Below are 13,713 nucleotides of genomic sequence, written 5' to 3'. Positions count from 1 at the left end.
CGCGGCGCACGCCCTGCGCCGCCGCCAGCTCGAGCAGCGCCGCCGATCCGGCATTGCCTACGCCATCCACCGTGAACCCGGCGCGCCGCGCGGCCTCGGCGGTTGCCTTGCCGACCGCCCAGACCGGCAGTTCGAGCAGCCGCACCAGCCCCGGCCCGCCATGGCGCATCGCATTGGCGCTGGTGACGATCAGCGCGTCATAATCCTGCGCATCGGGTGCCGCCCACGCCACCGGTCCCGCAGCGAACAGCGGCAGGCGAATCGCGCGGCCGTTTCGGGCTTCGATGGCGATGGCAGTGACGCGATTGCCCGGTTCGGGCCGCAGCACGGCGATTGCGCGGCTCATCCCTCGAACAGCCGCCGTATCTCGGGCGGGGCACGATCGAGCAGGTCGCGCGCGATTGCCACCGGCAATGCCGGATCGCCCGGCGCACTGGCTTCCTGCGCATGGACGTGGAAGGCGCCATCCTCGGACAGCAGTTCCGCACGCAGCGTCAGGATCGCGCCTTCGATGGTCGCCAATGCGCCGACCGGCGAATGGCAATCGGCCTTGAGCGCCGCCAGCAGCGCGCGTTCGGCCAGCACACAGCCATGGGTCTGTACATGGTCGATCGCGCTCACGATCCCGCGGGCGTGCACATCGTCCGCGCGAACCTCGATCCCGACGATCCCCTGCGCGGGCGCCGGCAGCATGGTTTCGACCGGCACCGCATGGCCGACATCGGGTCGCCCCAGCCGCTCCAGCCCTGCCGCCGCCAGCAGTGTCGCGTCCGCCTCGCCCGCCGCCAGCTTGGCGAGGCGCGTGTCGACATTGCCGCGGAACAGCACCGTGATCAGGTCCGGCCGCAGCCGCTTCAACTGCGCCGCCCGGCGCGGCGAGCTGGTACCGATCACCGCGCCCTGTTTCAGCGCCTCGATCGACTCCACTCCCACGATCCGGTCGCGCACATCGGCGCGCGGCAGCACCGCGGCGATGGCGATGGCATCGGGGCGGAAGGTCTCGACATCCTTCATCGAATGCACCGCGCAATCGATCTCATTGTCGATCAGCGCGCGGTCCAGCTCCTTGGTCCACAGCGCCTTGCCGCCGATCTCGGCCAGCGCGCGATCCTGCACCCGGTCGCCGGTGGTCTTGATCGGCACGATCTCGACCGCATCGGGCGTCCAGCCATGCGCGGCGAGCAGCGCATCGCGCACCATATTGGCCTGAACAAGCGCAAGCGGCGAACCGCGGGTACCGAGACGAAAGCGAGGCATGGCGGGTTGTGCTAGCGATGCATCGGCCTAGATGGAAGCTGCATGTCCCTGATCCTTGGCCTTGAATCGAGTTGCGACGAGACCGCCGCCGCGCTGGTGACCAGCGATCGCGAAGTCATCGCTCAGCGTATCGCCGGACAGGAAGCCGCGCATCGGCCCTATGGCGGCGTCGTTCCCGAGATCGCCGCGCGCGCGCATGTCGAGGTGCTGGCGCCTCTGGTCGAAGCCGTGCTGGCCGAAGCCAATGTCTCGCTGAGCGACGTTGATGCCATCGCCGCGACCGCCGGTCCCGGCCTGATCGGCGGCGTCATGGTGGGCCTTGTCACCGGCAAGGCGCTGGCGCTGTCGGCGAACAAGCCGCTGATCGCGGTCAATCATCTCGAGGGCCATGCGCTCTCGCCGCGCCTGACCGATCCCGATCTGCAATTCCCCTATCTGCTGCTGCTGGTCTCGGGCGGCCATTGCCAGCTGCTGCTGGTCCAGGGCGCCGGGCAATATCGCCGCCTTGCCACCACGATCGACGACGCCGCGGGCGAAGCCTTCGACAAGACCGCCAAGCTGCTCGGCCTCGGCTTTCCCGGCGGACCGGCGGTTGAGGAAGCCGCGAAGTCCGGCGATCCGCGCGCGGTGCCGCTGCCGCGCCCGCTGCTGGGGTCGGACGAGCCCCATTTCTCGTTCGCCGGCCTGAAAAGCGATGTCGCGCGCAAGGTCGGCAAGTACCGCGCCGAGGATCTCGCCGCATCCTTTCAGCAGGCGGTGATCGATTGCCTGATCGACCGCACGCGCCGTGCTTTGCGCAATGTCGAGGCGACGGCGCTGGTCGTGGCCGGAGGCGTCGCCGCCAATCGCGGGGTGCGCGCCGCGCTGGAGGGGCTGGCGGCCGAACATGGCCTGCGCTTCGTCGCGCCGCCGCTCTGGCTGTGCACCGATAATGCGGCCATGATCGCATGGGCAGGCGCCGAGCGGTTCAAGCTCGGGCTGACCGATCCGCTCGACATGCCCGCGCGTCCGCGCTGGCCGCTCGATCCGGATGCGGAGAAGGTGCGAGGAGCAGGCGTGAAGGCATGAAGATCGGAGTCATCGGAGGCGGCGCCTGGGGCACCGCATTGGCGCAGGTGGCGGCTCGTGGCGAGCAGCCCGTCCTGCTCTGGGCGCGCGAGGCCGAGGTGGTCGAGAGCGTCAACGCGATCCATGAGAATCTGGCCTTCCTGCCCGGCGTCCCGCTTTCCCCCGCGATCCGCGCCACCGGCGATCTGGGCGAACTGGCGAGCATGGACGCGCTGCTGGTCGTCGCACCCGCACAGCATCTGGGTTCGGTGCTGGCACAAACGCCGGTCGGCTCCACCCCGCTGGTACTGTGTGCCAAGGGGATCGAGGCGGGGACCAAGCGGCTGGTTTATGACGTTGCGCACGAACTCCACCCGCAGGCACCGATCGCGGTGCTGTCCGGGCCGACCTTTGCCCGCGAAGTGGCCGAGGGGAAGCCGACCGCAGTGACGCTGGCCTGCGAGGATGACGAACTTCGCGCGCGCTTGTCCGAGCGGCTCGCGGGTCCTGCTTTCCGCACCTATGGCTCGTCCGATGTGATCGGCGCGGAGATCGGCGGGGCGGTGAAGAACGTCCTCGCCATCGCCTGCGGCGTGGTCGAGGGTGCCGGTCTCGGCCAGAATGCCCGTGCCTCGCTGATCGCACGCGGCTTTGCCGAGATGACCCGCTTCGGGCTGGCGCGCGGCGCGCGCGCGGAGACGCTGGCGGGGCTTTCGGGACTGGGCGATCTGGTGCTGACCTGCTCGTCCACCGCCTCGCGCAATTTCTCGCTCGGATACGGGCTGGGGCAGGGCCAGAGCGCCGCCGCGCTGATGGCGGATCGCCGGACCGTGGCCGAGGGTGCCTTCACCGCGCCGGTGCTGCGCGAAGCCGCGGCCGATGCGGGGGTCGACATGCCGGTGACCGAAGCGGTGTGCGCACTGCTGGAAGGCACGCCGGTCTCGGCGGTGATCGAGGCGATGCTCAGCCGCCCCTTACGCGAGGAAGCGCTTTGAGGTGGGCGGCGATGCTGCGGGGGATCAACCTCGGCAATCGCCAGCTCAAATCGGCCGAGTTGAAAGCGGTGGTCGAGGGCATGGGCTTTACCGAAGTGAAGACCCTGCTCGCCTCGGGCAATGTCGTGTTCGAAGCCGGCGATGCGAAGCCCGAAGCGATCGAGCGCGATCTGCATGCCGCGCTGGAAAAGGCGACCGGGCTGAAATCCGAAGTGTTCGCGCGCAACCGCGCCGATCTGGAGGCCGTGGTCGCCGCCAACCCCTTCCCTGACGAGGCACGCGAGCGGCCGAGCTTCCTCGTCGTCTCCTTCCACCGCGATCCCGTCGACAAGGCGGCGATTGCGAAACTTGCCGAGAGCTATGACGGCCCCGAACGCATGGTGGCGATCGGGCGCGAGCTGTTCACCGATTTCCCGGACGGGCAGGGTCGGTCGAACCTGATTCCGGCGATGCAGAAGGCAAAGCTGTCGCACGGCAACACCGCGCGCAACTGGAACACGGTGACGAAATTGCTGGCCGCGCTCGGCGACTAGAAGTCGACCGCGATGCCCTTCAGCTCCCAGTCGCCATAGCGGGTGGGGTCCTGACCCAGCGGATCTTCCTGCTTTTCGGCCAGCTTTTCCGCCGGATCGGGCAGCGGCGGACTGGGCGTCAGATATTCTGGCGGCTTGAGATGCGGCGGTCGCTGGCCCATGGGCGTTGCCTTCATTCCGAAATATCGACGTTGGCGCCCCAGATCGGCGCACAGGCAAGTGAGGTCAAGTGAACCATCGACCCGGCAATCGCCGCCCCACAGGGAATCGCGGCAATGAGCGCCCGCAGGCGGATCCGCCCGGCGTTCCCGCGCGCCGCGCCGCGCTGCGCGTGCTCGACGCGGTGCTGCGGCAGGGCAAGGCGCTTGAAGCCGCGCTCGACAACGCCGCGCAGGGACTGGCGCCCAACGATCGCGGCCTGGTCCACGCCATCGCCGCGGAGACGCTGCGCCGCCTGCCCGATCTCGACGCGATGATCGACAGCGCGACGAAGCAGGTGCTGCCCGAAGATGCCAAGGCGCGCTTCGCGCTGCGCATCGCTTTGGTTCAGGCCTTTGCGCTCGGTACGCCCTCGCACGCCGCGATCTCGACCGTGCTGCCTTTGGTCGATGGCGGCCCGCGCAAGCTGGTCCATGGCGTGTTCGGCACGCTGAGCCGCGCCAACAAGGGCCTGCCCGATCAGCCGACCCTGCCCGATCCGGTCGCGATCCGCTGGCACGCGGCATGGGGCGATGGAGGAATCGAGGATGCCGAACGCGCCATCGCAGCGCCGCCGCCGCTCGACCTTACGCTGCGCAAGCCGCTCGATCTGGACGATGCGACCAGCCTGATGCCGGGTCATGCCCGTCTGCCCGCAGGCACTTCGGTCACCGAATTGCCGGGGTTCGAGAGCGGCGATTTCTGGGTGCAGGACCTTGCCGCCTCGCTGCCCGCCCGGCTGATCGGCCCGGGCAAGGGCCACGCGCTCGATCTGTGCGCCGCGCCGGGCGGCAAGACGCTTCAGCTTGCCGCGGCCGGATGGGACGTGACTGCGGTCGACGTGTCCGAACCCCGTCTCGAACGGCTGCGCGAGAATCTGGGACGCACCGGGCTGAACGCCAAGGTAGTCGTCGGCGACCTGCTGTTGTGGAAACCTGAGCAGCAGGCCGATGCCGTCCTGCTCGACGCGCCCTGCAGCGCCACCGGCATCTTCCGCCGCCACCCGGACGTGCTCCACCGCGTCCGCCCCTCGATGATCGCCGAGATGGCCGAGCTTCAGGCCAAGCTGATCGATCGCGCGGCAGGCTGGGTGAAGCCCGGCGGCACCTTCGTCTTCGCCACCTGCTCGCTCGAGCCGAAGGAAGGCGAAGCCCATGTCGCCCCCTTCCTCGCCGCACATCCGGAATTTGCGATCGACCCGATCCGCGCGGAGGAACTCCCCGAAGGCGTCACGCCGCGTGAGGACGGCACGCTGCGCACCCTGCCCGGCATGATTGCCGACAAGGGCGGACTCGACGGCTTCTTCATCGCGAGGTTCCGCCGCACCGGATAATCCACAACCCTGTGATCATTACGGAGGCGTGCCCCGGTTGCGTGCGAGTCGGCGCATGCTAAGGATTCGCCCATGCAGCCCGTCCGTATCGCCCCGTCCATCCTGTCCGCCGACTTCTCGAAACTCGGCGAGGAGATCCGTGCGATCGACGCGGCGGGGGCCGACTGGATCCATATCGACGTGATGGACGGGCATTTCGTGCCCAACCTCACCATCGGCCCGGCGGTGATCAAGGCGCTGCGCCCGCACACCGCCAAGCCGTTCGACGTGCATCTGATGATCGCGCCGGTCGATCCGTTCCTCGAAGCCTTTGCCGACGCCGGGGCAGACTGCATCTCGGTGCACCCTGAAGCAGGTCCGCACCTCCATCGCACGCTGCAGACGATCAAGGCGCTGGGCAAGCGCGCGGGCGTCGTCCTCAATCCCGCCACGCCGCTGGACTCGATCGATCATGTCATGGACCTGATCGATCTGGTGCTGGTGATGAGCGTGAACCCCGGTTTCGGCGGCCAGAAATTCATCACGAGCCAGCTGCCCAAGATCACCGAGCTGCGCCGCCGGATCGATGCCAGCGGCCGCGCCATCGACCTCGAAGTCGATGGCGGTGTCGACCGCTCGAACGCCGCACAGGTGATCGCGGCCGGTGCAGACGCGCTGGTTGCGGGCACCGCCAGCTTCACCGGCGGCCCGGGCCAGTATGCCGCAAACATCGCGGCGCTAAGGGGCGGGTGAGCGAGAACCCTCCCGATTCCGGAACCGACGGGATCGAGGAAGGCAAGCGGCTGATCCGCCTCGGCGGGGACCGCGGACTCTCGCTGGCCGACCGTATCGCCGAGCGCTTTCAGCGCCTGACCTGGAGGACCCCGATCCACACCATGCGCCTGCGCGGACGTCATCCCCTGAAACTGATCGCCGTCGCCGACGACCCGTTCATGGGCGATGTCGAGCGCGGCAAGGCGCTGCTGGAAGGCGTGGTCAGCTTTCGCGGCGAGGAACGCGCGGTCACCGCGCTCGACTTCGTCCGCCCCAATTTCTCCAGGCCGTTCGCGGAATATCTGCACAGCTTCGCCTGGTTGCGCGATCTCTCGACGGTCGCCACGCGCGCCCATGCCGCGCCGGTCGCGGAGGCGATCACGCGCCGCTGGCTGGCCGCGCATGGCGATAAAGTGTCGGAACCGGCATGGCGTGCCGATCTGTGGGGCCATCGCGTACTGTTCTGGACCGCGCATGCGCCGCTGATCCTTTCCAGCCCCGATCTGGTCTATCGCTCGACCGTGCTGCACGCGCTGGCACGCGGCGCCCGCCATCTCGATCGCGCAGCCGACCGGGTGCAGATCGGCCCGCCGCGCCTTGCCGCATGGTGCGGCGTGCTGGTCGCGGGGCTGATGATCCCCGGCGGCGATCCGCGCCGCTCGTTCGGCGAAGCGGGCCTCCATCGCGCGCTCGCCGCATCGCTGCTGATCGACGGCGGCACGGTCGGCCGCTCGCCTGCGGGGCAGCTCGAATGCGTGATCCTGCTCTCGATGCTGTGCGAAGCCTATCTCGCGCGCCGACTCGAACCGCCCGCCTTCGTCCAGGCCGCGCTGTCGAAGATGGTCACCGCGCTGCTCGGCGTGTGCCATGGCGACAAGGGGCTGGCGAGCTGGCAGGGCAGCGGCCCGGTTTCGGGCGAGATGATCAGCCAGGTGATCGAGGCTACCGGCGTGCGCACCAGGCCGCTGAAGCAGGCGCGCGAATGGGGATATCAGCGGCTCTCGGCACAGGGCACGGTGCTGATCATGGATGCCGCCCCGCCGCCGCTCGCCCGGCTGATCGAGGGCGGCTGCGCCTCGACCCTCGCCTTCGAACTGTCAGACGGGCCGCACCGCATCGTCGTCAATTGCGGCGGATCGCGCATGGCCGACAACCGCCTGCCCGCCCAGCTGATCGAGGGGCTGCGTACCACCGCCGCCCATTCGACGCTGACCGTGGGCGACAGCAATTCCACCGCGATCCATGCCGATGGCACGCTGGGTCGCGGCGTTGCCGAAGTCGAACTGAGCCGGCAGGAAAGCGACGCCTCCAGCCGGGTCGAGGCCAGCCATGACGGCTATGTCCGCCGCTTCGGCCTGATCCATCGCCGCGCCATCTCGCTCGGCACCGATGGCAAGGATGTGCGCGGCGAGGACATGCTGCTGCCCGCCGACCGGCGCCGCAAGAAGGTGGGAACGCCCTTCGCGATCCGCTTCCATCTGGCGCCCGGCATCGAGATCGCGCCGACCGCCGATGGGCAAGGCGCGTTCCTGCGGCTTCCAAATGGCGCGGTCTGGCAGTTCCGCTCGCGCGGCGGCAGCCTTGCGGTCGAGGACAGCGTGTGGATCGACGCCAAGGGCAAGCCGGTCTCGACCGAGCAGCTCGTCGTCACCGCCGAATCCCCGGCGGGCGGCACCAACGTCACCTGGGTGTTCCACCGCGCGAAATAGGTGCGCTTGCCCTGCGGAATCGCACCGGAATCGGAATCGATCGCGCTTGCCGCGCCCCGGCCCGCCTTTTAGCCCCGTTGCCGGACAATTCGCCTGGGGAGGGGCACGGCCATGAGCACGATCACGATCAATTTCCAGAACGCGATGCTTACCAGCACGACCACGCAGATCATCGTGACCGGCGGCAGTTTCGCGCTCGAAACCGCAAGCGCGCTTTCGATGTCGGGAACGATCAGCTTCAGTTCGCTCTACGTCACGTCGGGCGCGATCAACTTCAACATCGAATGGGGGACGACCTTCAACGCTGCCGTCGTGGCGCCGCTCAACACAACGGGCGGGGCGCCGATGATCGAGATCACCAACTTCGCCGGTACCGTGACCATCACCTGGCCGACGGCGTCGGGCCTACAGACCCAGCAGGTCATGTCCGGCGATCCGATCATGCTCAACGGATATGTGAGCTAAGCGCGGGCACAGGAGGCTTTCCATGAGCGCCATGGTTTCGATCGACATGGCCGCCGGCGTGGCCTCGACCAATGTGGTTCAGCTGCTTTTCGGGCAAGCCGAGATTGCGCTCGGCGCCAATCAGGGCGTGTCGTGCTCGATTATCGGCATCGCCAACATCGCGATCACACCGGAGTCGGTCACCTTCGCCACGGTCACAGGCGGGTGCTTCAACGGATCGCTGGCGATGGCGCTGCAACTGTACCCGTCAGAGGAACCGACGATAACGCTCAACAATCTGGTCCCGGGACAGAACGGCTATCCCGCGACGATATCCTGGCCGACCGCAAGCGGACTCCAGACGCAGATCCTGACGCCCGGAAATCCGCTGACGCTGTGCGGGATCGTCAGCAGCTGAAGTGGAAACTTCGAACCCGCCAGAGTTCGCAAGCGCGAACGCGCGCCCGAGCTTATGCGAGGCTCTTCAGAAAAAGGAGTAATGGCGCACCCGAAGGGATTCGAACCCCTGGCCTCTGCCTTCGGAGGGCAGCGCTCTATCCAGCTGAGCTACGGGTGCGTGGACGGGAGCGCCTAGCAAAGCCGCGCGGGGTGCGCCAGTCGTTTCGCGCGGGACGCCCCGATGGTTTCGTTGCAATGCCGCAACGATTTGATTCGACAATCTTCAGGTTTTCGCAGACTCAACGCGCAGAACAGCATTTGGGGGGATGCGCGTGGCACAGCCATATCTGGGCGAGATCCGCATGTTCAGCTTCGGCACGCCGCCGGCCGGGTGGGCGCTGTGCGACGGTTCGACGCTGCCCTATTCGCAGGCCACGGCGTCGCTCTATGCGCTGATTGGCATGACCTTCGGCGGGACGTCCCCGCCGCCCGGCCAGCAGCCGACGGGGGTCGTGCTGCCCGATTTGCGGGGACGCACACCGATCTCGATGGGGCAACGCGACGGCGGCACCTATTACATGCTCGGCAATACAGGCGGCAGCGAGACGACGATGGCGCCGGGTCACGCCCATCTGCACCAGTTGATGGCCACCGCCGCCGCGGCAACCTCGCCCAGTCCGGCGGGCCGGGTCTATGCCGATGTGGGCGGCACCACGCCGACCTTCTACGACAGCCCGACGCCCTATGCCGCGCCGCTGGCCAACAGTCCGATCCAGCAGGCGGGCGGCGGCCAGCCCTGGAACAGCATGCAGCCCTTCGGCGTGGTCCAGTTCATGATCTGCATCAGCGGGCTGTGGCCCCCGCGTCCCTGAGAGAGGCAAATCGATGGAACCCTATCTCGGCGAGATCCGGCTCTTCAGCGGCACCACAGCCCCGACCAACTGGGCGTTCTGCGACGGATCCGCACTTTCCCGCACCGAGCATGAGCTTTTGTTCGAGCTGATCGGCACCAGCTATGGCAGTTCGAGCGCGGACACGTTCAACCTGCCCAATCTGGTCGAGCGTATCGCGCTGGGCGCCGGACAGGGGCCGGGCCTGACCAGTCGCGCGCGCGGCGATACCGGGGGCGCCAACACAACCACGCTGACAGTGCAGAATATGCGCCCGCACACGCATCCGGTGGCGGTTTTCCCGAACGTGGCGAATGTCGAGAACCCGGTCGGCGCGGCGCTCGGCGCGGTCCCGGACACGTTGGCCGCGTACGTCCCTCTCAACGCCGTCACCGGCTATGACGTGATGGCCCCCGCCACCGTCGCCAGCGGGCCTGCCGCGCAACCGGTGCAGAACCGCATGCCGGGCACGCGCATGACCTTCATCATCTGCCTCAACGGCATCCATCCGACTTTCTGAGGGACCGGATCATGGACGGCTTTATCGGCGAAATCCGCTATTTCGGCTTCGGCTATGCCCCGGCGAACTGGATCGCGTGCAACGGCCGGCTCCTCAGCGTGCAGAGCAATCGGCAGCTCTACGCCGTCATCGGCAATACCTATGGCGGCGTGGCCGGACAGAGTTTCGCCGTGCCCGATCTTGGCGGCGCGGCGATGGTCGGGGTCGATTGCGCGAACAATCCCGGCGGACTCGGCTCGCGGGCAGGAGACGCCCAATATACCTATGGCGATGCCAATGTGCCGCCGCACAGCCACGACTTCCGGATCGCCAAGGGTCCCGCCGACGCCAAGCTGTCGGTGCCGGATTATCATGGCAGCATGCTGGGCGGCTTCGTTGTGACCAGCGGCGCCCTGGTCCCCGCATTCGCGGCGGCGGGGAGCCCGCTCGCGCCGATGGAGCCGGTCATTCAGCCCAATCCCGGTCAGCCCGGCAACACATCGTACAGCGTCATGCAGCCCTATCTGGCGCTCAACGCATGCATCTGCGCCGTGGGCACACATCCGGTGTGACGCGGCGGCGCACTACTTCGCCAGCGTGACCGGCTGAAACTTGCCCAGCCCACAGGTCGGACCGCTCATCTGCAGATTGTCGCGCAGCACCGTGATCGTATCGAGCGAGCAGATCTGGTTGAGCGAGGTGCGGTGGATATAGCGGCCCTCGAAACCCAGCCCCGGGCAATCGTGCGGCAGCGTGTTGCGATAGACCTTGCGCCGGCTCACCACGAAATCGATCACCCGGTCGCTGCGCACATGCGTCTCGCGGATCTGGCTGAGCGACAGGCACGACACCGGCTCGCCGTCCGGCGTCGCTTCGGGAATTTTGTCCTTCTGCGCAGGCGCATCGGTGGCGCCGAGCAGCATCAGAGCGGGGATCAGCAGGATACGCATCGCGATTCCTCTCAGCTTGCCGTGATCGCGGCGCCCTTTACCCGAGGCGCTGCCGTCTTGGGCTTGAACGCGCACAGATCGGCAACGATGCAGCGCCAGCATTCGGGCGTCCGCGCCTTGCACACATAGCGGCCGTGCAGGATCAGCCAGTGATGGGCGTGCAGGCGAAAGGGCTGGGGCACGGCCTTTTCCAGCTTCAGCTCGACCGCGAGCACCGTCTTGCCCTTGGCCAGCCCGGTGCGGTTGCCGACGCGGAAGATATGGGTGTCGACCGCGAAGGTTTCCTGCCCGAAGGCGGTGTTGAGCACGACATTGGCGGTCTTGCGCCCGACGCCGGGCAGCTTCTCCAGCGCATCGCGGTCCGCGGGGACCTCGCCGTCATGATCGCGGATCAGCTGTTCGGACAGCGCGATGACGTTCTTCGCCTTGGTGTTGAACAGGCCGATGGTCTTGATGTGCGTCTTGAGCCCCTCCTCGCCGAGCGCGACCATCTGTGCCGGCGTCTTCACCTCGCGGAACAGCGCGCGGGTCGCCTTGTTCACGCCGACATCGGTCGCCTGTGCCGACAGGGCGACGGCAACCAGCAGCTGATAGGGGTTGCCGAACTCCAGCTCGGTCTCGGGGTGCGGATTTTCCTCCGCCAGCCGCGAGAAGAACTCGACGACCTGCGCCTTGTTCACACGCTCAGGACCTGGTCCATCGCGTAGCGGCCCGGCTGCTGCCCGGCGAGCCACAGGGCCGCCTGCACCGCGCCGCGCGCGAAGATCGCACGATCGTCGGCGCGGTGGGTCAGCTCGATCCGTTCGCCATTGCCGGCGAAGATCACGGTGTGATCGCCGACGATCGATCCGCCGCGCACACTGGCAAGGCCGATCGTCCCGCCGCTGCGCGCGCCGACCGTACCCGCCCGATCGGTCACACCGATCTCGGCCAGCGTCGTGCCCAGCCCTTCGGCTGCGGCCTGGCCCAGCATCTGGGCAGTCCCCGAAGGCGCATCGAGCTTGTTGCGATGATGCGCCTCGACGATCTCGATATCCCAATTCTCGTCCAGCCGCGCGGCCGCGTCGCGCACCAGCCGGGCGAGGAGCCCGACGCCGAGCGAGGTGTTGCCGGTCTGGAGCACCGGGATGTGCTCCGCCGCTTCGTCGATCAGCGCATGATGGCGGGCGTTGAGGCCGGTGGTGCCGATCATGATCGGCGTGCGCGCGGCGCGGGCGGCAACGAGATGCGCCTCGATCGCGCTGGCCGCGGAGAAATCGACCAGCACATCGGCCTTGCGCGCGATATCACTCGGATCGTCGGCCATGTCCGCACCGCCTGCGATGCTGGCGCCGAGCGAAGGGGCGAGTTCCGCGATCGCCTGCCCCATGCGGCCGAGGCTGCCATAGATGCCGATACTGGTCATGCCGCCGCTCTAGGGGCCGCTTCGTGCCGCGGCAATGGGTCTGTGCCGCCGCTGTACGGCGAGCATCATCGGGGAGGGTGACCTTGCACGAATGCTGGGGCATGCTGCGCAAAAGCGGGGGATTCGCACGAATGGTGGATGTTGGGCATGGGCCGCTGGCCGGGGTGCGGATCGTCGAACTGGACGCGGCAGGCGCGGTGCCATTGGCGGGGATGCTCCTCGCCGATCTTGGTGCGGACGTGGTCCGCATCCGCCGTCACGGCCCCGATGGCAGTACCGTGGCGCCCGCGCTGTATCGCGGCCGCACCGACGTTTCGCTCGACCTCACCAATGTCGCCGATCGCGAAAAGGCGCTGGCGCTGATCGCCCATGCCGACGGACTGATCGAGGGATTCCGCCGCAACCTGATCGAGCAGATCGGCCTCGATCCGGCGCGCTGCCTCGCCGCCAATCCGCGGCTCGTCTATGGCCGGGTCAGCGGCTGGGGGCTGGACGGCCCGCTGTCCGGCGCTGCGGGCAACGACATCAACCATCTGGCGATCAGCGGCGCACTGCATGCGATCGGGCCGGGTGCGATGCCGGTCGCCCCGCTCAACCTGCTCGGCGAAAGCGCGGGCGGTGCGCTCTATCTCGCGCTGGGCATGGTAGCGGGCATCCTGCGCGCGCAAGCGACGGGCGAGGGGCAGGTGATCGACGTTGCCCAGATCGACGGCGTGTCTTCGCTGATGACGCTCTACTATGCACTCCACAGCGCCGGTCGCTGGGCGGACAGCCGCGCGTCGAATCTCGTCGATGGCGGCGCGCCCTTCTATCGCTGCTATGCCTGCGCGGACGGGCGGCATGTCGCGGTCGGCGCACTGGAGCCGCCTTACTTCATGGCGCTGTGCGAGGGGCTGGGGCTGATGCCCGGCCGCTTCCAGCAATATGATCGCAACTGCTGGACCGAGATGGGGGAAGTCTTCGCCGAAGCCTTTGCAGCGCGCAGCCGCGACGACTGGATCGGGATATTCGAAGGCAGCGAAGCCTGTGTCTCACCGGTGCTGTCGCTGTCCGAAGCGCCGCAGCACCCCCACAATGTCGCGCGCAACGCGTTCACGGATCTGGGGGGATCGATGCGGCCTTCACCCGCCCCGCGCTTCTCCGGAACCCCGACCGAGGCAGTGCCTTCGCAAGCGGAAACGGCGGACGCGGTAATCGATCGCTGGGCTTAGAATCTGATCCGCTTGCGCGGATGCGGCACCGGCCCGCTCCCCCACCCGGCCACCCATAGAATACACTGTCGTTGGGTGGCCGGGTGGGGG

The 13,713-nt window shown here is 68.0% G+C and carries 18 protein-coding genes and 1 tRNA gene; 12 read left to right on the top strand and 7 right to left on the bottom strand.

What is annotated here, in order from left to right:
* Window positions 1-346: uroporphyrinogen-III synthase (locus P1X14_RS19825; RefSeq protein ID WP_277317151.1), on the bottom strand; the 346-nt coding region annotated here is incomplete at its 3' end.
* Window positions 343-1,257 carry a hydroxymethylbilane synthase gene (hemC, locus tag P1X14_RS19820; RefSeq protein ID WP_277317150.1) on the bottom strand — a complete coding sequence of 305 codons (915 nt, stop codon included), beginning with the start codon at window positions 1,255-1,257 and terminating at the stop codon, window positions 343-345. The genes P1X14_RS19825 and hemC, both read right to left, overlap by 4 nt.
* Before the next feature lie 42 nt (window positions 1,258-1,299).
* Between hemC and tsaD the strand changes: the two genes are divergently transcribed.
* From tsaD to P1X14_RS19805, 3 genes are read left to right on the top strand one after another with little or no spacing between them, the layout of a single operon-like run.
* Window positions 1,300-2,325 (top strand): tRNA (adenosine(37)-N6)-threonylcarbamoyltransferase complex transferase subunit TsaD, encoded by a 1,026-nt coding sequence (tsaD, locus tag P1X14_RS19815; RefSeq protein ID WP_277317149.1) that lies wholly within the window; start codon window positions 1,300-1,302, stop codon window positions 2,323-2,325.
* On the top strand, window positions 2,322-3,299 hold the full coding sequence (locus P1X14_RS19810) for an NAD(P)H-dependent glycerol-3-phosphate dehydrogenase (protein ID WP_277317148.1): 978 nt from the start codon (window positions 2,322-2,324) through the stop codon (window positions 3,297-3,299). Before tsaD ends, P1X14_RS19810 begins: the two co-directional genes overlap by 4 nt.
* Window positions 3,300-3,310: 11 nt before the next feature.
* Window positions 3,311-3,832 carry a DUF1697 domain-containing protein gene (locus P1X14_RS19805; protein ID WP_277317147.1) on the top strand — a complete coding sequence of 174 codons (522 nt, stop codon included), beginning with the start codon at window positions 3,311-3,313 and terminating at the stop codon, window positions 3,830-3,832.
* Here P1X14_RS19805 and P1X14_RS19800 read toward each other — a convergent pair.
* Window positions 3,829-3,993, bottom strand: coding sequence for a DUF1674 domain-containing protein (locus P1X14_RS19800; RefSeq protein WP_277317146.1), 165 nt, complete (start codon window positions 3,991-3,993; stop codon window positions 3,829-3,831). The two genes, P1X14_RS19805 and P1X14_RS19800, sit on opposite strands and share 4 nt — an antisense overlap.
* Window positions 3,994-4,061: 68 nt before the next feature.
* On the opposite strand from P1X14_RS19800, the gene P1X14_RS19795 reads away from it, so the two are divergent.
* The 5 genes from P1X14_RS19795 to P1X14_RS19775 all read left to right on the top strand — a co-directional run bounded on the left by P1X14_RS19795 (window position 4,062) and on the right by P1X14_RS19775 (window position 8,687).
* A complete protein-coding gene (locus tag P1X14_RS19795; RefSeq protein WP_277317145.1) occupies window positions 4,062-5,363 on the top strand; it encodes a transcription antitermination factor NusB in 1,302 nt (433 codons plus the stop codon).
* A gap of 72 nt (window positions 5,364-5,435) precedes the next feature.
* Window positions 5,436-6,095 carry a ribulose-phosphate 3-epimerase gene (gene rpe / locus P1X14_RS19790; protein ID WP_277317144.1) on the top strand — a complete coding sequence of 220 codons (660 nt, stop codon included), beginning with the start codon at window positions 5,436-5,438 and terminating at the stop codon, window positions 6,093-6,095.
* On the top strand, window positions 6,092-7,825 hold the full coding sequence (locus P1X14_RS19785) for a heparinase II/III family protein (RefSeq protein ID WP_277317143.1): 1,734 nt from the start codon (window positions 6,092-6,094) through the stop codon (window positions 7,823-7,825). The genes rpe and P1X14_RS19785 overlap by 4 nt, the downstream gene beginning before the upstream one ends.
* A 111-nt stretch (window positions 7,826-7,936) precedes the next feature.
* On the top strand, window positions 7,937-8,290 hold the full coding sequence (locus P1X14_RS19780; RefSeq protein WP_277317142.1) for a hypothetical protein: 354 nt from the start codon (window positions 7,937-7,939) through the stop codon (window positions 8,288-8,290).
* Between the two features lie 22 nt (window positions 8,291-8,312).
* A complete protein-coding gene (locus P1X14_RS19775) occupies window positions 8,313-8,687 on the top strand; it encodes a hypothetical protein (protein ID WP_277317141.1) in 375 nt (124 codons plus the stop codon).
* 82 nt (window positions 8,688-8,769) lie between these two features.
* On the opposite strand, the gene P1X14_RS19770 is transcribed toward P1X14_RS19775, so the two are convergent.
* Window positions 8,770-8,846 (bottom strand) — tRNA-Arg (locus P1X14_RS19770).
* A gap of 154 nt (window positions 8,847-9,000) precedes the next feature.
* Here P1X14_RS19770 and P1X14_RS19765 point away from each other — a divergent pair.
* Genes P1X14_RS19765 through P1X14_RS19755 form a run of 3 tightly spaced genes read left to right on the top strand, consistent with a single transcriptional unit; the run spans window position 9,001 to window position 10,629 of the window.
* Entirely contained in the window at window positions 9,001-9,540 is a 540-nt protein-coding gene (locus P1X14_RS19765) for a tail fiber protein (RefSeq protein ID WP_277317140.1), read from the top strand.
* A 13-nt stretch (window positions 9,541-9,553) separates the two neighbouring features.
* Window positions 9,554-10,078, top strand: coding sequence for a tail fiber protein (locus P1X14_RS19760; RefSeq protein ID WP_277317139.1), 525 nt, complete (start codon window positions 9,554-9,556; stop codon window positions 10,076-10,078).
* Between the two features lie 11 nt (window positions 10,079-10,089).
* Window positions 10,090-10,629, top strand: a complete 540-nt coding sequence (locus tag P1X14_RS19755; protein ID WP_277317138.1) for a tail fiber protein — start codon at window positions 10,090-10,092, stop codon at window positions 10,627-10,629.
* A gap of 12 nt (window positions 10,630-10,641) precedes the next feature.
* Here P1X14_RS19755 and P1X14_RS19750 read toward each other — a convergent pair whose 3' ends face one another.
* The 3 genes from P1X14_RS19750 to dapB are packed head-to-tail and all read right to left on the bottom strand — an operon-like array spanning window position 10,642 to window position 12,412.
* Window positions 10,642-11,007, bottom strand: a complete 366-nt coding sequence (locus P1X14_RS19750; RefSeq protein ID WP_277317137.1) for a hypothetical protein — start codon at window positions 11,005-11,007, stop codon at window positions 10,642-10,644.
* A gap of 11 nt (window positions 11,008-11,018) precedes the next feature.
* On the bottom strand, window positions 11,019-11,687 hold the full coding sequence (gene nth, locus P1X14_RS19745; RefSeq protein WP_277317136.1) for an endonuclease III: 669 nt from the start codon (window positions 11,685-11,687) through the stop codon (window positions 11,019-11,021).
* A complete protein-coding gene (gene dapB, locus P1X14_RS19740; RefSeq protein ID WP_277317135.1) occupies window positions 11,684-12,412 on the bottom strand; it encodes a 4-hydroxy-tetrahydrodipicolinate reductase in 729 nt (242 codons plus the stop codon). Before dapB ends, nth begins: the two co-directional genes overlap by 4 nt.
* A 131-nt stretch (window positions 12,413-12,543) precedes the next feature.
* On the opposite strand from dapB, the gene P1X14_RS19735 reads away from it, so the two are divergent.
* The gene (locus P1X14_RS19735; RefSeq protein WP_277317134.1) at window positions 12,544-13,623 is read left to right on the top strand and encodes a CaiB/BaiF CoA-transferase family protein; all 1,080 of its coding nucleotides are present in this window, start codon (window positions 12,544-12,546) and stop codon (window positions 13,621-13,623) included.
* Window positions 13,624-13,713: the final 90 nt, after the last annotated feature.

The organism is Sphingomonas sp. AOB5, from assembly GCF_029433115.1.
GTDB lineage: Bacteria > Pseudomonadota > Alphaproteobacteria > Sphingomonadales > Sphingomonadaceae > Sphingomonas.
Note: the sequence above shows the minus strand (reverse complement) of the source record. Positions and strands in the feature narration are given on the sequence as shown.